The sequence below is a fragment of the Mesorhizobium sp. M0019 genome (assembly GCF_040323975.1).
Lineage (GTDB): Bacteria > Pseudomonadota > Alphaproteobacteria > Rhizobiales > Rhizobiaceae > Mesorhizobium.
The window spans coordinates 38,779-63,326 of sequence record NZ_JAMYVK010000041.1 but is presented as its reverse complement, the minus strand read 5'-3'; the positions used below and the strand labels follow the sequence as shown (position 1 = coordinate 63,326).

Sequence of the window (24,548 nt, the reverse complement as noted above, 5' to 3'; positions counted from 1 at the left end):
TCCTCCTTGGGAGGTTTTTCAACGCGGGCCGACACAGGCCCAGCCGCCACCGTCACGCCGCGGCCCGCATCGAAAAACCTTCACCGAAAAGGACCTCTGACCATCGCATGGCGAATGACCGCTTCGCGCCTCAAATCGGCCGGTAGGGGTGGTTCTATCCGTTGCCGATAAGCGGACCTCGATGGACGACACGCCACGAGCGGCTTGCACCATGAGGGGTCACCCGAGCCAGTTTGTGGGGTGCCGATCGGGCGGGCGGCGGTTGATATGAGACCAGGCGTGTTGGCCGATTTAGAATGGAGCTTGATATCGCTCACCGAGAGAGGGCTACCGGCCGCTATGAGCGCCGCAACCGTCTCTCTGTCGTGTTGCCGGCGCTTCACGAGGCCGTTCAGCACCCTGTCGAGAGATATCGCGCCGGCGCCGGCTATGGCCAGGACGAACATGCCGCCCGCTATGGCGAGATCCTTTTCAAAATGCAGCAATTCGTTCTGGTTAGCGAAATTGGTGTGGAACAGAGCTGCCGTTGCCAAACAGAACAGTCCGAGCGCGACCGCGCCCAGACGCGTCAGCAGACCAAGGCCGACCGAAAGGCCAGCTCCCAGCTGCAGCGCTATGGTGGCTATCAGAAGCGGCAGGCTGACGCCGAGCGCCGTCATCGCCTTGGCTGCATCGGCGAAATGCGTCGCCAGCTCCAGGCCTTCATGCACGAACAGCAATGAGAGCAGCAGGCGACCCGCCAGCAGGGTCAAGTCGGTGAGATGTAGTTTCGAGGCGGTTTGTGTCGTTGTCACGATTGGCTCCAGGCAAAGGGGAAAGAGCAGGCGCCTTGCGGCACCTGCCTGACTTCATTTGGTCACTTTGGTGTCGATGGCCTTTTGCAGGTCCGCGCGTTCCTCGCAGCCTGCCGGGCAGAGCTGCGTCAGCGAGGCCAGCTGCTGCCTGGCCTTGGCCATGTCGCCGGTCTCGACATAGAGCTCGCCGAGATATTCGCGCGCGGCCTTGTGGTCCGGCTTCAGTTCGAGCGCTTTGGTGTAGTAGGTCAGCGCCGTCGTGTAGTCGCCGGTCTTGCGGAGCGTGAAGCCGAGCAGATTATAGACGTCGGCCTGCTGCGTATCCTGCGCCAGGTCGCGAAGATCCGCCAGCGCGCCTTGGTAGTCCTTGGCATCGATCTTGGCTTTGACGGCGGTGAGGTCGGGTGCGTCGTCGCCTCCGATGTTGTCCACGGCATAGGCCGGCACTGTGACGGCGACCGGAACCGCGGTCAGCACGGCAACGGCGCCGAGCAGCCCGAACAGTGCGTGCTTGCGGAAAAGGGAATGTTTCATTGTCTTTCTCGCTTTCCTGATTCGCTCAGATCTGCACGGGGGTGAAGCCGTAGGCGCTGCCGTCCTTGACGAAGGTGCCGGTGCCCGGGAACGGGAAGTGCGAGCCCGAGATCCGGATATTGTCGGTAATCACACGATCGATCACTTTGTGGCGCGCGGTGATCGCCGTCGGCCCGTCCTGGTCGTAGCTGCCTTGCCACTCCGGATGCGGCGCCAGCAGCGCCGGCACGTACATCGTGTCGGCCGAAATCATGATCTGTTCCTTGCCAGAGTTCGCCAGGTAGACGGAGTGGCCGGGCGTGTGACCGGGCGCCGCGATGATCTGGATGCCGGGCGCGACTTCGGCACCGTCCTCGACTAGCTTCCAGTTCTTCCATTTCGGGAAGTTTTCGGCGATGCGCTTGCCCGCCGGCTTGCGGCCCTCGGGCAGCTTTGCCAGCCGGCCGGGATCGGTCCACCAATTGTATTCCGTAGCGTTGACGATCAGCTCGGCGTTCGGGAAGACCGGCGCGTTGGTGCCCTTTTCCATCAGGCCCCAGACGTGGTCGGGATGGAAATGCGAGATCATGATGGTGTCGATCGTCTTGTAGTCGATGCCGGCGGCAGCCATGTTGGCCGGCAGATGGGTGGCATTGGTCTGCCATTGGCCGACGCCCGATCCGGCATCCATCATGATCAGCTTGCCGTTCATCTTGAGGACGACGACGGTGAGCGGGATGGGCATGAAGTCGGTCGTGAGACCTGCCTTGGCCAAGGCTGCCTTGGTGTCATTGACCGAGACATCCTTGATGAAGGCGGGGTCGTGCGGCTTGCGCCAGATGCCGTCATAGATGGCGGTGATCTCGATATCGCCAACCTTGTATTTGTAGAAGCCGACGGTCGGCTCTACCGGTGTTTCGGCCAATGCGGGACGGGTAAATTCCAGCTTTCCAGCGAGGCCGAAAGCGGCAGCGGCGGCCGAGGACCCAAGCAATGTGCGACGTGTCATGTTGAACATGGTGATCTCCTGTGTGAAGCAGTGAGGGGATGGCGGAGAGCCAGGCGTGGCCCTCCGTCCTGATTGCGGACCTGTTGTGGTCCTGGCCCGAGAAACTCAATTGCCCCAGATGCCTTGGCCGTACTGAGCCGGCACGTTGGCATTGGCGTCACCCTGTGCCTTTTCGGACTTTCGGATCGAGCCGGTGTGCGATGTATCGATTTTTGAAACCGAATGGCTGGCGACCGGCTGGCTGGAAGTGTCCGAGTCGTAGTGGTCGCTGCCGGCGAAGGCCGTGCCAGTGGCAACGAGGACGGCGGCAGCGGTAAGGGCGATCTCTTTCATGTCGATGGTTCCTGTTGTGAGTGGGTGAAAGAGTTGTTCGGAGGCGCGTTCAGCGACCCCAGATGCCGTCGTTGTTGTGCCGGGTGATGATGTCCTGAACCGACCCCTGGCTCGGCCCGGTCGTCACCTTGGTGTCGACGCCGTCCTGGCGCGGAGTGTAGGGAATGGAAGCAGTGGCATTCGTGTCGACAGTAGCGACCGGCTGGTTGGAATTGTTGGCACCATGATCGCTGCCGGCAAAGGCAGCGCTTGAGGCAAGCAGCATGGCAGCCATGCTAAGAGCGAGCTTGGTCATTTTGATAAGTCCTTGTTTCGTTTCTTGGTTGCGTGCCAGGAAATTGGCCCCGCTGATAACAAGACCCGGGAGGGCTTCGCTTTATTCCCGGCTGTCGCGAAATTCTTTTGGAAGTCCCGAAATCAGGGATGGCGGCCGGCTGGAACTGGGCCAGCCGACGCTGCACGAGCAGAGAGACGGCAGCTCCAATAAAGGAAGGAGTGGCGGGAATTACGGGCGCGCTCGGGAGCCCGCGTGCGGGCTTGCCCCTTGGTCAAGTCGATAGGTCAAAGCGAGCACGCGCGTCGCGTCCGAAGTCGGCACGATGCGGCCGTCATGGCCCGTCAGCCCACGCGCACGCAGGTCTGCAGCTAGCGGTGGCGTCGCATTTGATGTCACTGCCGATGTCCGGAACGACGAATATCAGCCGGTCACGACGGTGGCGCGGAAGCGCGCCACGAAATCGTCGAGCTCGGGCCGCTCCATGTCGGAAATCGCCCAATAGGAGAAGGCTCCGTCGCTCCATTGCACCAGCGAAAAGCCGCCCTCCGAGAGATCGACAGGGTCGGTCACAGCACCGGCATTTTGCGGCTCGGCGACAAGGGTGATCAGATGTTCGCGGTGGCGATACACCAGTGCCGGCACCGCTCGACCGCCAATGACCTCGACCCTGCCGCCGATCAGCGCAAATCCGTCCTTGGCCATATCTGGCGCCGGTGGCGAAAGGCCGAGCCTTGCGTCGAGCCAGGGCTTTACCGTGTGCCGGTCCGACGAGACGACATCCACCGGGCTCGTCGCCAGCAGGCTGCGCTGGTGGCCGCTGGCTACCCCTCCGGCAAAGCTGTCGGTTGCACCAGGCTGCATCGCCCATTGCGTGGCGCCGCTTGCCAGCACCGCGCTAATCATGATCGACGCCGCCATGGCGCGCCAATCGAATGATCCGAAATTGCGCGTCGACCACCTGGTTCGAGCGGCCTTCGCTTGTGCTGGCGGCGCTTTGGGTCGCAGCACCTCGATGTTGCCGGCTGCGGCCATGGCTGCGATGCGCGCGCTGAAGGCGTCGCTGACTTGCGGCTTCGCAAGTGAACCTACAACCTCTTGCAAGGCAACGATGCGGGCATGCTCCGCCGCCAGACCGGGATCGGCGGCGATGCGCCGCTCGACCGCCATTGCGGCGGCGGCGTCAAGTTCGCCATCGACCAGCGCGTGCAGCATCAGGTTCATGCCTGCGGCGTCCTCGGGCAATCCGTCTTTGTGCGCGTTCATTGCGCCCTCCCAAGGTCAGAAATCAGCAGCCCGCGCGCCCGCGCCAGCCGCGACATCACCGTGCCGATCGGAACGCCGAGCATGGCGGCGATATCGCGGTAGGCAAGGCCATTAATGTCGCGCAACACGAGCGTCTCGCGAAAGGGCTGCGGCAGGGCGGCGATCGCCGCTTCCAGGGCCGATATGTCGGCCTTGGCAATGAGGCTCGCCTCCGGGTTTTCGCTATCGGGTAGATCGACTGCGTGAGCGGCGCTCATCTCGTCGAGATCGCCGAGGTCGCCCACCGAGACGATGCTGCGCGGGCGATTGCGCGCCAGCCATGTGTAGCACGAGTTGCGAACGATGGTGAGCAGCCAGGCTCGTGCATTACCGCCGGCATAGGTGGTGATGCTCGCATGTGCCTTCATGCAGGCGTCCTGCACGACGTCCTCGGCGTCGGTTGCATTGCCGGTCAACCAACGGGCAAGCGAAAGTGCGTCGGCTAGATGAGGCATTACTACTTCGCCGAAGCGGTCGGCCCGCGCATCGCTGCTCAGCAAGGGTACACCGTCATATGCGCCTCGTCTCGAGTTCGTGTGCTCACAGGGCAAGGGTGGTTTCGCCTTGCCAGCGAACCCGGTCAGCTGTGGTGAATGTGAAGCCACATGTCTCATCGGTGTCAATCACACACCGGGTCGCAAAGTTGCATCCAGCCGCATGCATTCCGGAGGACGAACATTGCCGCATTCACGATCAGGATTACGCCTGCGGCGCCGGGACTTTCTCGATCCCGACGGGAGCGGCATCTCACGGTGGACAGGCATGGAGCCAATCGGCCGCAGACGGCAAACCCATTGCCCTCAGGGGGGGCGGGAATGCATTGGCCGATGCCGCCGCGCTCGTCAGTTTGGGGGCTTGCAGTGTGGCGTTCCTTCAAGGTCAATCAGAAGCGTATGCATGGAAGACCAGGGTAGGCGGCGTTTTATTCCTGGATGCCGCAAATCTTTTCACGGCAAGTGATTGGCCGGCGTGACGCCGGAATCAAGGCTTCTTCGCGCCTGTCGCTTCTCGCACGAAGGTCCTGAATGGCGGAGATAATCGCTTCCCCCGCAAACGCACGGCTAGGGTCCGTCGCGGGGCACGCAGGGCCAGCGGCGACGCGGCGACCGCGCCGCTAACCGGGGATATGAATTCTCCCCGCGCATGTGACGCTCCAGGGACGTTACCACGCCTCGATCGCGTGGTCTGAGCCTGCTTCACGCTAGGGAAAGTCAAAATCTAGGGCCAATTTGTAAGCCTACGAATACTTCCGTGACCGCTTGGGGTCAGATCGCGACAATGGATGTGCGAAATGAATGTCTGCTCTGCCACATCGGGAAATCAGAACCAGCCAGTCGGCTTCCGGCCCATAGCTGGCGCCGCCGCCCGAAGCGGTCGGCCAGCGCGCCGTCGAAAGGGGCAAGGATCGCAACCACGAGAGACGGAGCGGTGACCAGAAGACGGACCAGCAGATGCATTGGGTTGGCCTTCGAATGCCGCCTGAAGCCCGGGAGCGAAGGGGCTGATGAGCGTGTTGGACAGGACCGTCAGCGTCGCCGAAAGGAGTAGCGCGACAGCCCGCCCATCGCGGAGGAGTGAAAGCATCGGAGGGGTCTCTCGTGTTCTATTGAGAAAGGAAGATCGATCGTTGATCGTTCCAGCCGACCTGTCGGACCTGTTGATTCCCTGGATTGCGCGGCCTTCGCACACGCAAGCTGCGCCGCGCATAAAGCCGCGGACTGTGTAGGCGGCTCGCAGTTCCGAGCGGGTGCATATCGCCGGCGCGGAACGCTCCTGTGATCCCGCGCGTTGTGCCTTCGCGACTGAGGGTTCCAGATGTTCGATTGGATGAAGCCCGGAAAGGCCCCTGAACCGCGGAAGGGCATGCCCAGTCCGCGGCTTGGGGAAGACGAATTCAAGCGCCGCTTCCGCTCGCAATTTCATGACCCGGCCTTTGATTCACTTGAGGGAGAGCTCACCAAGGTCACGGAGGCGGCGTGGGACGCTTACAAGCATTCGCGCAAAAGTCCGCGCACCCGCAAAGCTGGTCCGGAATTCGCCGAACCGGATTACGACTTGGCTGTGGACTGGTACAATGCTCATCAGGCCGTCGGAGCCGCTCAGCAGCGGCATGAGGACCAGAGCCTTCCTTCGCGCATCCTTCTGATTAACTGCTCATCCCGCTCCGAGCACACCTGCCCAAGCGAGATGTCGAAGTCCTGGCGGCTTGTCGAAATCGCACGCGATGTGATCGAGGCCGCTGGCGAGGTGGAAGTCGAGCTGCTCGATCTGTCGCGGCTCGCCTCCGAATACGGGCGCAACATCCATCCCTGCAAAGCGTGCTTCTCGACGGCGCCGGCTCTGTGCCATTGGCCGTGCTCATGTTATCCGAACTATTCGCTCGGCCAGACCCAAGACTGGATGAACGACATCTACCCAATGTGGGTGGCGGCCCATGGCATAATGATCATTACGCCCGTAAACTGGTATATGGCCTCGTCGCCGTTGAAGCTGATGATGGACCGGCTGGTCTGCGCCGATGGCGGCAATCCCGACCCGACCCGGACGCACGGCAAGGACGCGAAAGAGGCGAAAGAGCTGGAGCTTTCCGGCTGGGATTATCCCCGCCATTTGGAAGGCCGGCTGTTTTCCGTGGTCGTCCACGGCGATGTCGAAGGTGCGGAAAACGTCCGGCGCTCCATTTCCGACTGGCTCTGCTTTATGCATCTCTGTCCGGCGGGAGCAATGGCAGAGCTCGACCGATACATCGGATATTGGAAGCCCTACGCAACGAGCCATGATGAGCTCGATGCGGACCACGCCATCCAGGAGGAAGTCAGGAATGCGGCGCGCACTCTGTTGGACGGAGTTCGCGCAAAGCGATCGGGGCAACTCATCGCGGCGGGCCAGGAACTCACCCAACCGCGGCAGAAGTGAACGGGTCAGCAATCGGGACAACCGGGCCCGAACTATCTCATTCCCTCGAAGAAAAACCGCGATCCGCCGGGCAGGTGGATTCCGCATGTTGAACACCGCCAAAACCGGCCGCAGCAAGAGAACCTTCTGCAGATATCAGAAGAGCATTCAGTAAAAGGCCGTCAAACCCGTCCCTGGAAGCTCCAGATGAGAATGGTTGCGTTGGCATCAGCTACCGCGGCAGCGGTTTAGTTCAATCACAAAACCAACAAATCCGGAATCCCCTTCGATTCCGTCAAATCGTGAACCGCCTCTACCTGCAGTGTGCTGGGTGGAAGGACCTTGATCAGCGACTTGACCGACACCGAAGGGTCGACCGCTTGGTCGCTGGACATCATTCGAAAAGTTGGGCCTCATAGTAGTGTAGTTCGAGCAGCAGGCACCCGGTCTGCGACCGGAAGGGACCGTGATAGACGCCAGGCGGCCGGCAGGCGTAGGTGTTCGGGGCAAAACTCAGAGACGCCTCTTCGACCGAAGTTCCGCCAACGATGAGATCTCCCGATACGAGATAGACTTCTTCCCAGTATTCATGCACGAACGGCATCGTCGTATAGGCGCCTGGTGCAAACCGAAGCAGCCGCGTCCGATTCCCGGTCTTGCCTGCCTCGTCGAGCCGGCCGGCAAGAATCTTCTGCTCGATGCCGGACGGGTAACCAGGCGGCGAATGCCAGCCATCCCCGGTCATGTCGATCGTGTGAAATTCCTTATGTTCCTTTCGGATCGGCATGGCAAACCTCAAGCGGCAGCCAGAGCGGCACGGTCGACCTCGTCTTCCAGCGAATAGCTGTCCAGCATGTGATCGACGAGCTGCGTGCAGCGGTCCCAGTCGAAGGTGCGGAAGCTGTGCCCCTTGGTCACGAAGGTGGCGCCTGCATAGAACATCTCGTATTGCAAGTGGCGCGAGGCGAACTCCGACCCGACCGCATCCCAGGCCAGCTTGAAGAATTTTACCCGGCCCTCCGACGAGAGGACCGGCGATTGCTGCGTCCTTTCAATCAGACTGCGCAGCTCCGGATCGGCGAAATCCTGGACGGAGGACGGCAGCATGATCAGTCCGCCGCCCGCCAACTCGCGCAAGGCCAAAATCACCCCGGCATAGAGCTGCTGTGTCAGCACCTGAGCCGAATAGAGCGTATGTGCGTCGGGCACGAAATAGCCGCCAAGCATGCTGCCCTTCACCTCCATGGCGTGCACCAGCGCGTCGACCATGGTGTTCTGCGCCGCCAGCGCTCCCAGCGTCTCGCGCACCTGCGGAAAGTTGATGACGCCATTGGTCTCGGCGATGCGCCGGGCGATGCCGACGAGAAAGCGCATCTTCACCATCAGGCGGATCTGTGCCTGATAATTCTGGAACACATGCGCCGGGGTGGCATGGAACTGCCGCTGGCACATGGCGATGTCCTGGTTGATGAAGACGCGGTCCCAGGGAACTTTCACATCGTCGAAGTAGAGCACGGCATCGTTCTCGTCGAAGCGGCTGGCGAGTGGATTGTCGAAGACACTGACGGCGCTCTCCTCGTAGGATTTGCGCGACAGGATCTTCAGCCCGCCGGCATTCATCGGCACGGCGAAAGACATCGCATAGGACTCGTCGCCCTCCCGCAGCGGCTGGATGCAGGTGACGAACACCTCGTTTGCCATGATGCCGCCGGTCGCCAGCATCTTGGCGCCGCGGATCGTCAGACCTGCAGCGTCCTGGTCGACGACACCGGCGGTGAGAAAGCGGTCCTGCTGCTCGCCCGCGGATTTCGAGCGGTCGGCCTGCGGATTGATGATGACATAGGTGAGATAGAGCTCATTGTCCCGGGCGTAACGGTAATAGTCAGCAAGCGCCGCGGCGCGCGCCTTGTCATAAGCCTCGAAGACCTCGATCCCCATGAACATGCCGGAAATGCAGGAGGCGACATGATCCGGCGCGCGGCCAAGAAAGCCATAATGAAGCTCCGTCCAGGCTTCCAGCGCCTTGCGCCGCTCGACAAGGTCGGCATGGCTGCGCGGCAACTGCCAGATGCGGTTGGCCCGCTGTCCGCCACTTTCGGGAACCTCGAAGGTCATCAGCTCCCGGTTGTCCGGTCGCGCCTGGAAATCGTAGAGCGCGCCGACCGACCGGATGGTCTGGCGGAAGGCTGGATGCGCGGTGACGTCGCCGGCGCCCTGGCCATTGATGTAGACTTGCCTTCCATCCCTCAGCATCTCGATATGCTGCGCCCCGGTCTTGATCATCTTACCCTCCGCGATCAGTAGTGCCCAAGAAATCAATAATGGATGTCGAGCGGCCAAAGCGGCGCCGTGAACTCCGTTGGCTGCAGTGATGCGTAGCGCCCCTTGCTGAAAACCAGCGTCTGCCGGTCGGCGAAGGACCGGAAATGCTTCACCCTGGCGATGAACAGCACGTGGTCCCCGGCTTCGTGCCTGGCCCACGGCTCGCAATCGAACAGCGCCGCCACGCCGGGTAGCACCGGGGCGCCGGAGCGGCCCTGCTCGAACCGCACGCCTTCCCACTTGTTGGAAAGCGGCTTGGCGAAGCGGTTGGAAATGTCCTTCTGGTTTTCCGAGAGAACGTTGACCGTGTAACTGGCAGCGTTCCCCCAGAGCGGCAGGCTGGCTGAACGACGGTCAATGCTAAAAAGGACGAGGGGCGGGTCGAGAGACAGCGAGTTGAACGAGCTTATCGTCATGCCAAGTTGCTCGCCGTCGGCCAGACAGGTGACGACGCAGACGCCGGTCGGAAATTGTCCAAGCGCCTGCCGGAACGCGCGCACGTCGAAAGCGGTTTCTCCTTCGATGATCATGCCCGGCCCTTTCGGCATCGATTTGTTAGGTCACAAAAATCAATTCACCAATTCCGCTGGCCAACTGCCCGCCGCCACTGTGTGTTTCGACTGTTCGGCGGCATTGCCGATGCGAACGCCGCGGCCCCTTTTTCACTGCGCCGCCACCGCCGGCCTGCGCCCGGTTGCAACCGCGCCCCAGCCTGCCGCCGTCGGCAGCCGCAGGGCGACCAGCGTCCGCGCCAAATGCTGGGCAACGGCTGCGGCCGCCTGTTCGGGCTGTCCGCGGCGTATGCCCTCGACGATCGCTGCATGTTCGGCAAGCACCCTGTCACCGCGCCCACCGGAGATTGTGACGGCGTGCACGCCCATCCGCAACTGGCGGTCCCGCAGGCCCTCATAGAAGTCGGCGAGCACCGGATTGCCAGCGGCGCACACGATGGTGCGATGAAATTCCCGATCGCGCTCAATGAACGCAACAGGGTCGTGCTGCACCTCCATCTGGAGGGCGACCAGCCTGTCGAGTTCCACGGCAAGCATGTTGCCGAAGCCGGCGGCCTGCCGCGCGCACCACTCCTCCACCAGGCTCCGGGCCTGCATGACCGCTTCGATCTCCGCCTCGGTAATCGGCGGAACATAGGCGCCCTTCTTCGGCACGATCTGCAGGAAGCCGTCGGCTTCGAGCCGCAACAGAGCTTCGCGCACCGGCGTCCGCGACGTTCCCGTCTCGCGACAGACTTCCGCCTCGGTAAGGAACTTGCCCTCGCGGCTGGGCAAGGTGAGCACATGCTGCTTCAGCCAGCGGTAGACCACGTCCTGCGCAGCATCGCTTCGTTGCCCTGTCGCAGTGCGTTCTGATTGATGCCGCTCACTCATAGACACTATGTATACATGTTGTTGATTAGAAATTCAAGCCAACTTGCAACCTGGCTGCGCCGAGCGCCAACGGCAGCTGGGAGCGGCATTCGGCAAGCTCGATGCTGTCTTCGTCAACGCTGGCATCGTTGACTTGCGTCCGCTTGCCGACTGGAGCGAGGCGGCCTTTGACCGGAGCGTTGCCATCGATCTGAAAGGACCTTACTTCCTGGTCAAGGCCTTGGTCCCGCTCCTTTCGAATCCGGCATCCATCATTCTCAGCGGCTCCGTCAACGCACATATGGGAATGGCTGGAACGCACGTCTATTCGTTGGCAAAAGCCGGAATGATTTCATTGGCGCGAACGCTCTCCGGTGAGCTGATAGGGCGCGGCATCCGCGCCAATGTGATCAGCCCGGGCCCGATAGACACGCCGCTCAACGACAAGCTTGGTCTGGGTCCGGCGGAAACGAAGACTCGGGCGAAAGCTGTCGTCGGGATGGTCCCGGCAGGCCGCTTTGGGACCGCCGAGGAAATTGCCAATGCGGTGGTGTTTCTGGCGTCCGACGAATGCCGTTTCATGGTCGGTTCTGAAATGCTAATCGATGGCGGCATGAGCATCATGTGAGAACTCGGCCCAGCGATGGGTCTCGAGCTGCGGCTCACGCCAACTCGGTAGTGGCGAGAGGGCGCCAAGGCAGAGCACTTTGTGGGGCAAGGCTTCTCGAACGCCCAGCCTTTCTGGCCTGCCGATCGATCCTGCTGCGCAAGTCCGAGATTGTGTCGAGACGCGACCTTCGCGCCAACATTCGCAGAGTCCGGAAGTGGCGCCACCACGATCTCCGCGGTCGCCTGCGACGTCAGCTTTCAGGAAACGGCAAAGCGGATCTTTACGGCCGAGATGCGGCGTGATCCAGTCCGGCCGCAACAAGGATTCAAATGGGGCCGATTCCGGAATGTCCGATTCGGGAGTGCATGTGGTGAAGCTGCCGTTGCCACCGGTTGACCGCTGCCGGCGACCATACCGCGCGCGGAACTCGCGCGTATCCCGATCGCTAGAGCACCCCGATACAGCGGAGCAGGGCTTGCAGTTCGGCCTCGGCACCTGCCGCCCGCAGGACGGCATCCCGATCAATCCGGCGCGCCAGATTGGCGCGCGTCATGGGCTTTTTGTATTCCGGCCATTCCTTTTCGAGCGCCTTAACCGCTCCCGGCGTATCGGGCGGACGGTTGGCCGCCTTGCCCTCCAGATGGCGCAGCAGCATCGCCTCAAAGCAGGGTCGTTGCCACAGGATTGTGATTCCGTTGTCGGCTGCGAGCTTGCGCGTTCGCTCGGCGCGCTGCAGATCGCGCTCGGCTTGGTCAAAATCCAAAAGCGCGAAGCGTTCCGCGGGCGCACTGCGTTTCCTCTGGAGCAGCGTCAGGCGCAACACCGCCATCTCCATACGCGACAACGGATCGCCGGTCCCCGGCCCCAATTCGTCAACGTGCAGGTGCACCGGCAAATTGGCATCGCGGATCAGGTCTTGCAGAAAGCCGGCATAACCGACTTCTGACGCGCCCTCGGCGCTATCATCATCATAGAGGCGCCAAATCCGCCTGCTGCGTGATCAGATGGGATCCTTCAGTTTTACTGAATCTAGGTTATGGCCGTTGTCACAAAGAAATGATATCGATAACACAAATCATCCGATTTTGATTTCGCGAGGCGGGCTAATGAACAAGGCCGGAAACCAGATACTCCTTGCGGCGAAGGGTGGGCCGCTTGCCACGGCTGGCGCAGAAGCGTGATGGCCAAGGCAGCCTCATCGAGACCGAGCGAGAGCTACACCCCGACTATGGTTGACGTGGCGCTGCGGGCAGGTGTGTCCACCATGACGGTTTCACGCGCCCTGAAAGAGGGCAGCCTCGTTTCCAAGGCGACGCGGGAAAAGATCATGGCTGCGGTCAACGACCTGGGTTACGTGCTTGACCAGTCAGCCGGCAGCCTGTCCTCGCGCAAGACAGGGTTCGTTGCGGCTATCGTCCCGTCGATCAACAATTCCAACTTCGCCGACACCGCCCGCGGCATTACCGACGAGCTTGAAAGCACGGGGCTGCAACTTCTGCTCGGCTACACCGACTACACGGTCGAGAAGGAGGAAAAGCTGATCGAGGCGATGTTCCGCCGGCGGCCGGAAGGCATCATCCTGACGGGCGGCGCTCACACGGATCGCGCCCGCCGCCTTTTGAAAAGCGCCGGCATTCCAGTGATCGAAACTTGGGAGTTGCCGGTAAAGCCGATCGATCAAGTGGTTGGGTTCTCTAACGAGGAGGCGATGGGGCTTCTCGTCAAGACGCTCGCCAGGAAGGGTTACCGAAAATTCGGTTACATCGGTGGTACGACCTCGCGCGACACGCGCGGCAGCCAGCGGCGCGAAGGCTTCGTCAGAGCCATCGAGGAGCTCGGCCTGCCGACCGAGCGCCTCGTTTCCTTTGGCGTGCCGCCGATATCCATCGAGCAGGGCGGCCAGGCCGTCGTCAGCATGCTGGAGCGTTGGCCGGACACGCAAGCCGTACTCTGCGTTTCGGATCTTTCGGCCTTCGGCGCACTGATGGAATGCAAGCGCCGGGGCATGCGGATCCCGCAGGACATCGCCATTGCCGGCTTCGGCGACTACGAGGTAGCCGCCTTTTGCCACCCCGGCATCACAACCGTGAACGTCGACTGCTACGGGATCGGGCGACAGGCCGCCCGCAGGCTTATCCAGATCATCCGCGGCGGCGAGAAGAAGCATGGACAGGAAATCGTGCTCACCGGCTATCGGGTAGTCGAGCGCGAAAGCACCTGAGTTCCCGCATCGATTCAAACGCAGCGAAGGGCAGCCCAGTGGCGATGTTTCGCGAGACCATCACCCTCACGCATGACGGTGCTTTGAAAGCCGTTGCAGCCGGAGCAGCGCGCGCCGTCACGATGGGCGTGCCGCAATGTCTCGTGGTCGTCGATGCGAGTGGCGAAGTCCTCGCCAGCCTGCGCATGGATGGCGCGCGGTTCCTCAGCATGCGTAAGGCGAAGGCGCGCACCGCAGCGTCAATAAACGCCGCTATTGGCGGCATGGCGTTCGAAGCGGCGCTCTCAGCCGGTATCGCTTCGCAGGGCGGCGTGACCAATTTGCCCGGGGCTTGCCGATCCGCTTCGGCGGACGCCTTGCGGGCGGCATCGGCGTCGGTTCGGGAACTGGCGAGCAGGATTTCGATGTGGCACACGCCGCCTTGGCGGCGGTTGGCGCCGACGTGATTTAATGCGATGTGCCGATGCGCCTCCAGCGCAACCGAAGGATCTTCAGAACGCGATCTGAACCTTCATGGATTTGTTTCGGTCACCAGCGATGTCGAAAGCCGCGACCGCCTCGTCGAGAGGATAGATGCCCGTCAGTAGCGGTTTGACATCCACCCGGCACCGATTGATCAGGTCGACGGCGAGCGCAAACTCCTCGTGGAAACGGAAAGTGCCTCGCATCTCGATCTCTTTTGCGACGATGAGGTTCTGCGGGATCGACAGATCGCCGCCGAGACCGAGCTGCACGAGCACGCCGCGCGGCTTCAGGACATCGAGCCCTGCACGTACCGCGCGTTCGTTGCCGGAGGCCTCGAACATGATGTCGAAACTACCCTTGTCGACATTGTAGGCGGCGAGCTTTTCGCTGTCTGTCGCGACATTGATGGTGCGGTCGGCGCCGATCTCCAGGGCCTTTGCCAGCACGCCGTCCATGACATCGGTGGCGACAATTTCGCGCGCGCCGTGGGCTCGTGCGGCGAGGATGCAAAGCGCGCCGATCGGCCCGCAGCCGGTGACCAGAACCTGCTTGCCGAGCAGCGAGCCGGCGCGGTTCATGGCATGCAGCGTTACCGCAAAAGGCTCGGCGAAAGCGGCTTCGTTGATGGAGATGTGGTCGGCTATTCTGTGGCACTGCCACGCCTCGGCGACCAGGCGCTGGCGGAACGCCCCCTGGATGTGCGGCATCGGCATGGCGCTGCCGTAGAAGCGCATGTTGAGGCATTGGTTCTGCATGCCTTGCAGGCAGCAGCGGCAGGCGTTGCAGGGCCGGCTGGGCGAAATCGCGACGCGATCGCCGACAACAAGTGTCGAAACGCCGCCGCCGATGGCCCGCACCGTGCCCGCAACCTCGTGGCCAAGAATCATGGGTTCACGAAGGCGGATCGCGCCGAAGCCGCCATGGTTGTAATAATGCAGGTCCGAGCCGCAGATGCCGCCAGCTTCGACCGCGATCTCGACCTGGCCGGCGCCAGGGGAGCCCGGATCGGTCTCCTCGATCCGCAGGTCTTTTGCGGCGTGGATGACGATCGACTTCATGATGTGATCCCTTCTCAGACGACCGGTGTCAGCAAGGTCTGTCCGCCGAAATGGGCCGCGAGATTGTCGCGAACGAGCTGACCCATGGCCTTGCGGGTCTCCACCGTGCCGCTGGCGTGGTGCGGTTGCAGCACGACATTGGTAAGCTTCAGGAAGCGCTCGTCGATGGTAGGCTCGTTCCAGAACACGTCGAGCCCGGCACCGTTTATGGCACTGGATTCCAGGGCCGCGAGCAACGCGGTCTCGTCGATCGTGCTGCCGCGCGAAATGTTTATAACGATCCCGTCTGCTCCGAGCGCTGCCAGGATCGACTCATTAATCATGTGTTTCGTGCTTTCGCCGCCGGCGAGCGTTACGATCAGAAATTCGCTGTCGCGCGCCAGTTCGAGCAGATCGCCGACGAACATATAAGGAAGATCGTCACGCTTGCGGTTGTCGAAATAGGAAATCGTGCAGTCGAATGCAGCGGCGCGCTTCGCCACCGCCGCACCGACACGGCCCATGCCGACAATGCCCAGCCTTTTTCCACAGACACGCGTGACCAGCCCCATATTGCCCTTGCGCCAGCTTCCATCGCGTACGTAGGCGTCGGCCTGCGGGATTTTACGCGCCACGGCGAGCAGCAGCCCGATGCCAATATCGGCGACGTCCTCGGTCAGCACATCAGGCGTATTGGTGACACGAATGCCGTTCGCCCTGGCGTACGCAAGGTCGATGGCGTCGGTGCCGACGCCATAGCAGGAAACGATTTCGAGCTGCGGCAGCTTTGCCATCAGCGCAGCACTTGCGCCAAGCTCGCCGCGCGTAGCGATGGCGCGGATCGCGCCGGCGTGGCTTGAGAGCAACGCGTCCTTGTCCTCGGACTGCCAAAGTTTATGGACGCGATATTTCGCCTCAAGATCTCCCATGTCCCAATCCGGATAGGGGCCTGTCATCAAAATGTCGGTCACGGCGTCGTCTCCTATGCGGATTCATTTTTCCATTGACTATGTTATCGATAACATTCATGTCAATAGCGACTGGCGGCGGCATGATGGAAATCGTGGCCGCTTCAGCAAACATTGCTCAGGAGGAGCATTTGGGCAGTTCGTTGTTTGATTTGACCGGCATGCGGGCGCTGGTCACCGGTTCGGGACAGGGGATCGGCCTGGCGCTGGCCGAGGGGTTGGCACAGCACGGCGCCGAAATTGTGCTCAACGGACGCAGTGCCGAAAAAATGAGAACGGCTGCGGATGCACTGACAGCGAAGGGATACAAGGTCCATAGCGCCGTCTTCGACGTCACCGATCATGCAGCGGTGGCGAACGGCGTCGCGGAGATCGAGGCGACGATCGGCGCCATCGATATCCTTATCAACAATGCCGGCATGCAGTTCCGAATGCCGCTCGAGGATTTCCCCGCTGACAAATGGGAGGAACTCTTGCGCACCAACATCTCCAGCGTGTTCTTCGTGGGACAAGCGGTGGCGCGGCACATGATCCCGCGGCGGCGCGGCAAGATCATCAATATCGCCTCGGTGCAGAGCGAACTGGCACGGACGAACATCGCGCCCTATACGGCCACGAAAGGCGCTGTGCGCAACCTGACGCGCGGCATGTGTGCCGATTGGGCGAAGCATGGCTTGCAGGTCAATTCCATCGCGCCGGGTTACTTCAAGACGCCGCTCAACCAGGCGCTGGTAGACAATCCCGAGTTTTCAGCCTGGCTGACCAACCGCACACCGGCGGGTCGTTGGGGCGATGTCGGCGAACTGGTCGGCGCGGCGATCTTTCTGGCTGGACCGGCCTCATCCTTTGTCAATGGACACACGCTCTATGTCGATGGCGGCATCACAACCTGCCTCTGAGTCCTGGCCCATCGTCGTGATGGGTGTCAGCGGCTGCGGCAAGACCAGCATTGGCGTCGCGATCGCGGCTCGTCTAGGGCTCGCGTTTGTCGAAGGCGACGCGCTGCACCCGCGTGGCAATGTCGAAAAAATGTCGGCGGGCATCCCGCTTGCCGACGAGGATCGTTGGCCCTGGCTGGATATGGTCGGCGCAGCCCTGCGCCAGGCGTGCGAGGAGGGCCGCGGGCTCGTCGCGAGTTGCTCGGCGCTGAAGAAATCCTATCGCGATCGCCTTCGCCATGGTGCTATCGGGCCAGTGCTTTTCGTGTTCTTGGACGGGTCGCGTGCGGTGCTGCAAGCCAGGCTCGCCGAGCGCCGCGGCCATTTCTTTCCGCCGGCGTTGCTCGACAGCCAGTTCGCCACACTGGAGCATCCAGGCGACGAACCGCTGGTGGTCACAGTGGACATCGATGCGCCTGTCGACACGATTGCCGATAGAGTGTTGCAGGGTCTGGGGGCACTTGGGGTCGACCCTGTAAGGATCAAGGAAGAAGGCACGTTGAGATGACGCAACCAGCAAAAGTCGCCGTTGTCGGCGCCGGCATCATGGGGTCGGCGATCATCACCCGCCTGATCGAGACTGGGTTAGCCGTGACGGTGTTCGATCTGGACAAGGTCAAGGTTGCAGCGCTGACTGCAAGCGGTGCGGCTGCCGCCGCGTCGGTCGCCGAGGCAACGCGAGCGAACGACTTCGTCATTCTCAGTCTCAACCATGCCGATATCGTGCGTTCGGTGGTGTTCGGCGATGCCGGTGTCGCTGCTGCGGCATCGCCCGACAAGCTGCTGATCGACATGTCTTCGATCGATCCTGTCGACACCGCGCAGATGGCCAGGAAGCTGTCTGCCGAGACCGGCATGAAATGGCTCGACTGCCCGCTTTCGGGCGGCGTTCCCGGCGCGCTAGCCGGCAGGCTGACCGTCATGGCGGGTGGCGAGACTGAAGACTTCGAACAGGCGCGCACGGTGATGCGGCATCTCTGCGCCAACTATACGCTGATGGGGCCAAGCGGGGCAGGGCAGACAACCAAGCTGATCAACCAATTGTTCTGCGCGGTTCTGTTCCAGGCCGTCGCCGAGGCGGTGAAACTGGCTGAAGCCGGCGGCGTGGATCCCAAAGCCATCCCGGCGGCGCTCAAGGGCGGACGCGCCGATTCCAACATCATGCAGGAGTTCATGGCGAAGTTTGCCGCCCGCGATTTTTCAGCCACCGGCCGCATCGACAACATGCTGAAGGACCTGGATTCGCTGCAGGCCTTCGCGCTCAAGACCAAGACGCCGATGCCAATGACCGGGCAGGTGGTCGAGATCCACCGCCTGCTCTGCACCGCAGGACTGGGGCCAAGGGATTCGGCCGAAATGATGCGTCTGCTCGACGGCAAGATCAGCTGATCCGTGGGCCTTATTTCTTTACTGCTTGACGCCCAGAAATGTTATCGATAACATCATTTGGCGATCTTGGGAGGAACGCATTGTGGCCAAGGAAAAATTGATCGAGTTCAAGTCAATTACCAAGGAGTTCGGCGGCACCCGCGCGCTCTCCGACGTGACGCTTGATTTGCACAAGGGCGAGATCCTGGCGCTGCTCGGCGAGAATGGCGCCGGCAAGTCGACGCTGATCAAGACGCTCGCCGGCATCTATCGGCCGGATAGCGGCCAAATCCTGTTTCGCGGCGAGCCCTACCATCATCGCCCGCCGCGGCCGAACCAGCGCCAGCCCGTCGCCTTCATTCACCAGGATCTCGGTCTTATCGAATGGATGACGGTGGGCGAGAATGTCGGCCTGGCCCAAGGCTTTTCGCTTCGCTCTGGCCTGATCGACTGGCGATCGACCGAGGCGAGGGCGCAGGAGGCTCTCAAGCTCGTCGGCTGCGATTTCGATCCGACGACACGCGTTCAGGATCTGACGCGCACCGAAAAATCGCTGGTCGCCATCGCTCGCGCCTTGGCTACCGAGGCCGATGTGCTGGTGCTCGACGAGCCGACGGCCAGTCTTCCCGCCGACGAAGTCGAGCGGCTGTTCGACGCCATCCGTCCGCTCAAGCAGCACGGCGTCGGCATGATCTATGTCTCGCATCGCCTGGATGAGATTTTCCGCATCGCCGATCGCGTCGCCGTGCTGCGCGACGGGAGGCTGGTCGGCCAGAAGAAGGTCGCCGATACAAAACCGGACGAACTGGTCGAGATGATCGTCGGCCGTCCGGTCAGCCAGGTTTTCAGCAAGGCTCAAACGCAGGCCGGCGAGACGATCTGCGCCGTGCGCGACCTTGTCTGTGCCGGTGCCGGCCCGGTGTCTTTCGACATTCGCAAGGGTGAGTTGCTCGGCCTGGTCGGCCTACGCGGCGCCGGGCAGGAACTGGTTGGCCGGGCGCTGTTTGGCTGCCAGGCCTATTCCGGCACGGTGACGATCCGCGGGGCTGTGCCGGACCTGTCCAGCCCGATCGCGGCGATGTCGTCCGGCATCGGCCTGATCGCGCGTGACAGGACCGAAGAATCAATCGCTGGATCCTTGTCGATCCGTGAGAACAGTTTCCTCAATCCCGGCGCCGGCAAGCGCGGCCTGTTTTCCTTCCTTGCGCCTCACAAGGAGGCTGCGCTGGCGCAGGCGATCGGCAGTTCCGTCGGGCTGCGCCCCAACGATCCGAACCTGCCGATAGAGGCGCTGTCAGGCGGCAACCAGCAAAAGGTGGTCGTCGGGCGCTGGCTCCACACCGGCCGTACATTGCTGATCGCCGAGGATCCGACTGCCGGCGTCGATGTCGGCGCCAAGGCTGAGATCTACCGGCTGATCGGCCGCGCGCTTGAAGCCGACCTCGCCGTCGTCGTGGTGTCGACCGATTTCGAGGAGATTGCCCACATCTGCCACCGCGCTTTGGTGTTTTCGCGAGGACAGATTGTTCGCGAACTCACTGGCAAGGACCTCACCACATCCGCCGTGATCACCGCGGCATCGGCTTCCGAAGCCGCCTGATCTTTCTGGGAGCGAACTCATGCAATCGATCGAATCCAGCGCCCTCGAACCGACCCGCGGCGAGATGGCTGATTTGTCCATGGGGCAGAAGGTCATCCGGCTGCTACCGGTCTACGGGCTGGTGATCCTGACGGTGTTGCTGATCCTTTTGTTCTCGATCCTGCTGCCGAACACGTTCCCGACGCTGCTTAACCTGCGCTCGATCATCTCCGACAAGGCGATTATTGCGCTGTTGTCGCTGGCGGCGATGATCCCGATGGCGTCGGGACGCATCGACCTCACCGTCGGCTACGGAATTGTGCTGTGGCACATCCTGGCCATCAGTCTGCAAACCATGTTCGGCATTCCGTGGCCGCTGGCAGTGATGATCGTGCTGGTTCTCGGCGCCGCGACCGGCTTCCTCAACGGCCTGCTGGTCGAAGTCGCCCGCATCGACTCTTTCATCGCCACGCTGGGCACCGGCACCGTGCTCTATTCCTTGGCGCTTTGGCACACTGGCGGCCGGCAGGTTGTCGGCGTGTTGCCCAACGGCTTCTACGCGCTCAACGGCACGATGGTGTTCGGGCTGCCGATCACCGGCCTCTACGTGCTGGGCATTGCTGTCGCACTGTGGATCATTCTCGAATATCTGCCGATCGGCCGCTATGTCTATGCCATCGGCGCCAACCCGAAGGCGGCTGCTCTCAATGGCATTCCGGTGCGCCGCTTCGTCATTGGGGCGTTCATCTCCTCGGGGTTCCTGACGGCGCTGACAGGCGTGCTGCTCGCCTCCAAGCTTCGCATTGGCCAAGCCAGCGTCGGGCTGGAGTATCTGCTGCCGGCTCTCGTCGGCGCCTTTCTCGGCTCGACCACGATCAAGCCTGGACGTGTCAACGTCTGGGGCACGATGACCGGCGTAATCATCCTGGCGGTCGGCATTTCCGGCATCCAGCAGTTCGGCGGCTCGTTCTTCGTCGAGCCATTGTTCAACGGCGTCACGCTGCTCGTCGCGATAGGCATTGCCGGCTATGCCCAGCGCAAGCGCGGCGCGGCGCAAAGAAACAGGACGAAGACTGTCGCGCAGTCCTCGAAGTGACAAATCGAGCCAAACCCGTGGATCACGGAATGAGCGACTACGAGGTTCTCGACGATCGGTTCGGCAAGCTGACGATCGGTCACGCCAAGCTCGAGCGGCTATGGACCGGCAGCCGTTGGGCGGAAGGACCGGTGTACGTCCCGGCCGCAAGGCATTTGCTGTGGTCGGACATCCCGAACGATCGGCTGCTGCGCTACGACGAAGGCGACGGCTCGGTAAGTGTCTTCGAAACGCACTGCAACAACCAGAACGGCCACACACTCGACCGCGAAGGCCGCGTCGTTGCTTGCGAGCATGGCGGGCGCCGTGTCTCCCGGCTCGAGCATGACGGGCGTTGGCAGACGCTTGTCGAAACCGTTGCAGGCAAGCGGTTCAATTCACCCAATGACGTGGTGGTCAAATCCGACGGCACGATCTGGTTCACCGACCCGATCTACGGCATCGAAAGCCACTACGAAGGCAAGATCGCCAGAGCGGAGATCGGCGGCTCCCATGTCTACCGGTTTGACGAGCTTTCGGGTGAGGTGAGCGCCGTTGTCACCGACATGGTGCAGCCGAACGGCCTGGCTTTTTCGCCCGACGAGACGATGCTCTATGTCTCGGACAGCGGCGCCAGCCATGTGCCCGGCCTACCGCGCGCGATCAGGGCCTATGACCTTGCCGCCGACGGCCGGTCGGCGCGTGCAGGCGGCATCTTCGCCGAATGCGGGGCAGGCCTCTTCGACGGTTTTCGCGTCGATCGCGACGGCAACATCTGGGCCTCCAGCGCCGACTCGGTGCGCGTCCATGCACCGGACGGAACCCTGATCGGCCGTATCCTGGTTCCCGAGCTCGTTTCCAATGTCTGTTTCGGCGGTCCCAGGCGCAACCGCCTCTACATCACCGCGCAGACATCCCTCTACGCCATCTACGTCAATGCTCATCCGGCCGGCGCTGGTCCGGTGGCGGGCGACATCAGCCGGTAACATGTCGCCAACTCCAATCGAAAGCCGCGTTTGAAAGACCATGCAAATTCTTGAAACCAAGGGAGGTATCAACATGCAACGCAGAACATTCCTGAAATCATCCGTCGCCTTGATGGCGATCGCGATCGCTGCTCCGGCCCTGTTGGCCGGCCAGGCTCGGGCGGACGCGATGGCCGACGCCATGGCGGTCGTCCAGAAATATGCGCAGAAGGTCACGGGCTGGGATGGCCCGACCACCGGTCCGAAGGCGCAGCAAGGCAAGACGATCGTCGTGCTCGCCGGCGACCTCAAGAACGGTGGCATTCTGGGCGTTACCAACGGCGTCGAGGAAGCGGCCAAGGCGATCGGCTGGGAGGTCAAGGTGATTGACGGCGCCGGCTCCATTGGCGGCCGCACCGCTGCCTTCGGCCAGGCCATGGCGTTGAAGCCGAATGGCATCGTCATCAACGGCTTTGACGCGGTCGAGCAGGCGCCGGCGCTGGAACAGGCGAAGGCCGCCGGCATCCCGCTGGTTTCCTGGCATGCCGGACCGGTGATCGGACCCGACGAAAAGAGCGGCGTGTTCGCCAACGTGTCGACGGACGCCATGCAAGTCTCCACGGCCGCGGCCGACTGGGCCTACGCCGATGCCAAGGGCAAGCCCGGCGTCGTTATCTTCACCGATTCGACCTACGCCATCGCCATCGCCAAAGCCGACAAGATGAAGGCGGAGATCGAGCGGCTGGGCGGCAAGGTGCTCGAATATGTCGACACGCCGATCGCCGAGACCTCGCAGCGCATGCCGCAGCTGACCACTTCGCTGCTGCAGAAGTACGGCGATGCCTGGACGCATTCACTGGCGATCAACGACCTCTATTTCGACTTCATGGGACCCTCGCTTGCCGCCGCCGGCAAAGCCGGCACCGACGCGCCGATCAATGTCGCCGCCGGCGACGGTTCGGAATCGGCCTATCAGCGCATTCGCGCCGGCCAGTTCCAGAAAGTGACGGTCGCCGAACCGCTCAACTTGCAGGGCTGGCAATTGGTCGACGAGCTCAACCGCGCCATCGCTGGCGAAAAATGGTCGGGCTATTTGTCGCCGCTGCATGTCGTGACCGCCGACAATGTCGAGTTCGACGGTGGGCCGAAGAACGCATTCGATCCCGGCAATGGCTACCGGGACGAGTATAAGAAGATCTGGGGCAAGTAGGCGCGCAGCGGTGCGGGCGCTTCAAGTGATACGCTCGCACCGTCATTCCAACCGCAAATCCGGAATTGTCCGGTTCCTTGACATTCCGCATCGGGCGACAGCTTTCTTAACCGCAGAAACCAGGAAATCTCCGCCATGATCATCCGCTACGCCCTCTTCGAAGGGGAAATCCACGCCGAGCGCGAGAGCGAGTTCCGGCGCTTCGTCAAGGAGAGGCTGGTGCCGCTGTGGACACAGTTTCCTGGGGCGGAAGAGGTGCGCGTCCTGGACGGCACCGCGCGGGACGACGGCGCTCCCGTCTATGCCATGGCGCTCGCCATCCGCTATCCCGACATGGACACCTGCAACAAGGCGCTGCAGTCCGACGTTCGCTTTCAGAGCCGCGATGTGACCGGAGAGCTGCTCAAGATGTTCACCGGGCGCGTGCATCACCATGTTTTCGAGGCCAACGAGTATCCAACCGCTCGATAGGATGATCAAAAAGGCTTCACAAGATCGCCGACGCACGTCCAAAACTGGAGTTCAGGCTGTGGCATTCTTGCGGGGACGTTTCGCTGGCGTTGGCTTTTCGGGCTCCTTCGGCTTGCGGCCGAGCCCTATGGTTTTAGCAAGGGCAGAACGCGCTGCGGCATAGTTCGGCGCAACCATGGGATAATCCGCCGGCAGGCCCCATCTGGCGCGATACTCATCCGGAGTCAGGCCATAATGGGTCGACAAGTGCCGCTTCAGCGACTTGAACTTCTTCCCGTCCTCCAGGCTGATGATGTAGTCGGGCGTCACTGACTTGTTGATCGGCACGGCAGGCTTGAGAACTTCAGGTCTTTCCGACACCACACCGCCGGTCGTGCCCTTCAGGGCGGCATGGACCTGTCCGATGAGGGCGGGTAGTTCACCGACCGGCACCGGATTGTTTGAAACATAGGCTGAGACTACATCAGCCGTGAGTTCGATGAGCTTGTCCGTATTGCTCTCGGTTTCTTCTGTCACGAAATACTCCTGGCGGATCAAACGATTGGCGTCGAACAGTCGTTTCATAATGACGACCGCTTCCGATAGCAACGAACCTGTTGCATTTCTGTTGTTTCGGCATCGCGTGACACTGGTCGACATGGCCGATCCGCTCCGGCGACGACCTTGTAGCGATTGCCGCGTGCGGTTCCGCAACAGCAGGACCATCGCTTCCGGCGTCCCGGCTTTGAAGCACGCGGTCAAATCGATTCTCTGACGTGTATTCCTTGCGGAGGTGCGGCCGCGGCGTTTGCCCGTTTGCCGGACGGCAGAGGGAGAGGCTGGATGGCCCGCG

At 62.1% G+C, this 24,548-nt stretch carries 26 protein-coding genes and 2 pseudogenes; 12 read left to right on the top strand and 16 right to left on the bottom strand.

Annotated elements, in window-relative coordinates; translation table 11 throughout:
• Positions 1-374: 374 nt before the first annotated feature.
• The 8 genes and pseudogenes from NKK47_RS25545 to NKK47_RS25510 form a co-directional block, all read right to left on the bottom strand.
• A pseudogene (locus tag NKK47_RS25545) lies at positions 375-806 on the bottom strand (DoxX family protein); the annotation flags it as partial.
• Positions 807-848: 42 nt separating this feature from the next.
• Positions 849-1,328, bottom strand: coding sequence for a tetratricopeptide repeat protein (locus tag NKK47_RS25540; protein WP_352578692.1), 480 nt, complete (start codon positions 1,326-1,328; stop codon positions 849-851).
• 25 nt (positions 1,329-1,353) lie between these two features.
• Positions 1,354-2,325, bottom strand: a complete 972-nt coding sequence (locus NKK47_RS25535; RefSeq protein WP_352578691.1) for an MBL fold metallo-hydrolase — start codon at positions 2,323-2,325, stop codon at positions 1,354-1,356.
• Positions 2,326-2,421: 96 nt separating this feature from the next.
• Positions 2,422-2,649: a DUF680 domain-containing protein gene (locus NKK47_RS25530; protein ID WP_352578690.1), complete on the bottom strand. Its 228-nt coding sequence runs from the start codon at positions 2,647-2,649 to the stop codon at positions 2,422-2,424.
• 49 nt (positions 2,650-2,698) lie between these two features.
• On the bottom strand, positions 2,699-2,944 hold the full coding sequence (locus NKK47_RS25525; protein ID WP_352578689.1) for a DUF680 domain-containing protein: 246 nt from the start codon (positions 2,942-2,944) through the stop codon (positions 2,699-2,701).
• A 402-nt stretch (positions 2,945-3,346) separates the two neighbouring features.
• Positions 3,347-4,189, bottom strand: coding sequence for an anti-sigma factor family protein (locus tag NKK47_RS25520; RefSeq protein WP_352578688.1), 843 nt, complete (start codon positions 4,187-4,189; stop codon positions 3,347-3,349).
• Positions 4,186-4,683, bottom strand: coding sequence for a sigma-70 family RNA polymerase sigma factor (locus NKK47_RS25515; RefSeq protein WP_352578687.1), 498 nt, complete (start codon positions 4,681-4,683; stop codon positions 4,186-4,188). The genes NKK47_RS25520 and NKK47_RS25515 overlap by 4 nt, the downstream gene beginning before the upstream one ends.
• Positions 4,684-5,493: 810 nt before the next feature.
• Entirely contained in the window at positions 5,494-5,685 is a 192-nt protein-coding gene (locus tag NKK47_RS25510; protein ID WP_352578686.1) for a hypothetical protein, read from the bottom strand.
• Between the two features lie 358 nt (positions 5,686-6,043).
• Here NKK47_RS25510 and NKK47_RS25505 point away from each other — a divergent pair, with 358 nt between their 5' ends.
• Complete coding sequence (locus NKK47_RS25505; RefSeq protein WP_352578685.1) at positions 6,044-7,144, top strand: flavodoxin family protein; 1,101 nt, start codon at positions 6,044-6,046, stop codon at positions 7,142-7,144.
• Positions 7,145-7,517: 373 nt separating this feature from the next.
• Here the strand turns inward: NKK47_RS25505 and NKK47_RS25500 are convergent, their stop codons facing one another.
• The 4 genes from NKK47_RS25500 to NKK47_RS25485 form a co-directional block, all read right to left on the bottom strand.
• Positions 7,518-7,910: a cupin gene (locus NKK47_RS25500; RefSeq protein ID WP_352578684.1), complete on the bottom strand. Its 393-nt coding sequence runs from the start codon at positions 7,908-7,910 to the stop codon at positions 7,518-7,520.
• A gap of 8 nt (positions 7,911-7,918) precedes the next feature.
• A complete protein-coding gene (locus NKK47_RS25495; protein ID WP_352578683.1) occupies positions 7,919-9,406 on the bottom strand; it encodes a 4-hydroxyphenylacetate 3-hydroxylase family protein in 1,488 nt (495 codons plus the stop codon).
• A gap of 32 nt (positions 9,407-9,438) precedes the next feature.
• A complete protein-coding gene (locus NKK47_RS25490) occupies positions 9,439-9,975 on the bottom strand; it encodes a flavin reductase family protein (RefSeq protein ID WP_352578682.1) in 537 nt (178 codons plus the stop codon).
• A 132-nt stretch (positions 9,976-10,107) separates the two neighbouring features.
• A complete protein-coding gene (locus tag NKK47_RS25485) occupies positions 10,108-10,767 on the bottom strand; it encodes a GntR family transcriptional regulator (protein WP_352578681.1) in 660 nt (219 codons plus the stop codon).
• 106 nt (positions 10,768-10,873) lie between these two features.
• Here NKK47_RS25485 and NKK47_RS25480 point away from each other — a divergent pair, with 106 nt between their 5' ends.
• A complete protein-coding gene (locus NKK47_RS25480) occupies positions 10,874-11,437 on the top strand; it encodes an SDR family oxidoreductase (protein ID WP_352578680.1) in 564 nt (187 codons plus the stop codon).
• Between the two features lie 427 nt (positions 11,438-11,864).
• On the opposite strand, the gene NKK47_RS25475 is transcribed toward NKK47_RS25480, so the two are convergent.
• On the bottom strand, positions 11,865-12,314 hold the full coding sequence (locus tag NKK47_RS25475) for a hypothetical protein (RefSeq protein WP_352578679.1): 450 nt from the start codon (positions 12,312-12,314) through the stop codon (positions 11,865-11,867).
• 333 nt (positions 12,315-12,647) lie between these two features.
• Here NKK47_RS25475 and NKK47_RS25470 point away from each other — a divergent pair, with 333 nt between their 5' ends.
• Positions 12,648-13,640, top strand: coding sequence for a LacI family DNA-binding transcriptional regulator (locus NKK47_RS25470; protein WP_352578702.1), 993 nt, complete (start codon positions 12,648-12,650; stop codon positions 13,638-13,640).
• A 122-nt stretch (positions 13,641-13,762) separates the two neighbouring features.
• Positions 13,763-14,091: pseudogene (locus NKK47_RS25465) on the top strand (heme-binding protein).
• Positions 14,092-14,131: 40 nt separating this feature from the next.
• On the opposite strand, the gene NKK47_RS25460 reads toward NKK47_RS25465, so the two are convergent.
• Both NKK47_RS25460 and NKK47_RS25455 read right to left on the bottom strand, forming a co-directional pair.
• Positions 14,132-15,163: an L-idonate 5-dehydrogenase gene (locus NKK47_RS25460; RefSeq protein WP_352578678.1), complete on the bottom strand. Its 1,032-nt coding sequence runs from the start codon at positions 15,161-15,163 to the stop codon at positions 14,132-14,134.
• 14 nt (positions 15,164-15,177) lie between these two features.
• A complete protein-coding gene (locus NKK47_RS25455) occupies positions 15,178-16,098 on the bottom strand; it encodes a 2-hydroxyacid dehydrogenase (RefSeq protein WP_352578701.1) in 921 nt (306 codons plus the stop codon).
• A 98-nt stretch (positions 16,099-16,196) separates the two neighbouring features.
• On the opposite strand from NKK47_RS25455, the gene NKK47_RS25450 reads away from it, so the two are divergent.
• The 8 genes from NKK47_RS25450 to NKK47_RS25415 all read left to right on the top strand — a co-directional run bounded on the left by NKK47_RS25450 (position 16,197) and on the right by NKK47_RS25415 (position 23,716).
• Positions 16,197-17,009, top strand: coding sequence for an SDR family oxidoreductase (locus NKK47_RS25450; protein ID WP_352578700.1), 813 nt, complete (start codon positions 16,197-16,199; stop codon positions 17,007-17,009).
• A gap of 19 nt (positions 17,010-17,028) precedes the next feature.
• The gene (locus NKK47_RS25445) at positions 17,029-17,556 is read left to right on the top strand and encodes a gluconokinase (RefSeq protein WP_352578699.1); all 528 of its coding nucleotides are present in this window, start codon (positions 17,029-17,031) and stop codon (positions 17,554-17,556) included.
• Positions 17,553-18,437, top strand: coding sequence for an NAD(P)-dependent oxidoreductase (locus tag NKK47_RS25440; RefSeq protein ID WP_352578677.1), 885 nt, complete (start codon positions 17,553-17,555; stop codon positions 18,435-18,437). The genes NKK47_RS25445 and NKK47_RS25440 overlap by 4 nt, the downstream gene beginning before the upstream one ends.
• A gap of 82 nt (positions 18,438-18,519) precedes the next feature.
• Complete coding sequence (locus tag NKK47_RS25435; protein ID WP_352578676.1) at positions 18,520-20,016, top strand: sugar ABC transporter ATP-binding protein; 1,497 nt, start codon at positions 18,520-18,522, stop codon at positions 20,014-20,016.
• A gap of 19 nt (positions 20,017-20,035) precedes the next feature.
• Positions 20,036-21,091 carry an ABC transporter permease gene (locus NKK47_RS25430; protein ID WP_352578675.1) on the top strand — a complete coding sequence of 352 codons (1,056 nt, stop codon included), beginning with the start codon at positions 20,036-20,038 and terminating at the stop codon, positions 21,089-21,091.
• A 29-nt stretch (positions 21,092-21,120) separates the two neighbouring features.
• Positions 21,121-22,056, top strand: coding sequence for an SMP-30/gluconolactonase/LRE family protein (locus NKK47_RS25425; RefSeq protein WP_352578674.1), 936 nt, complete (start codon positions 21,121-21,123; stop codon positions 22,054-22,056).
• 73 nt (positions 22,057-22,129) lie between these two features.
• Positions 22,130-23,245, top strand: a complete 1,116-nt coding sequence (locus NKK47_RS25420) for an ABC transporter substrate-binding protein (RefSeq protein ID WP_352578673.1) — start codon at positions 22,130-22,132, stop codon at positions 23,243-23,245.
• Between the two features lie 135 nt (positions 23,246-23,380).
• A complete protein-coding gene (locus NKK47_RS25415) occupies positions 23,381-23,716 on the top strand; it encodes a hypothetical protein (RefSeq protein ID WP_352578672.1) in 336 nt (111 codons plus the stop codon).
• Positions 23,717-23,767: 51 nt separating this feature from the next.
• On the opposite strand, the gene NKK47_RS25410 is transcribed toward NKK47_RS25415, so the two are convergent.
• Complete coding sequence (locus NKK47_RS25410; RefSeq protein WP_352578698.1) at positions 23,768-24,232, bottom strand: Ros/MucR family transcriptional regulator; 465 nt, start codon at positions 24,230-24,232, stop codon at positions 23,768-23,770.
• Between the last annotated feature and the right edge of the window lie 316 nt (positions 24,233-24,548).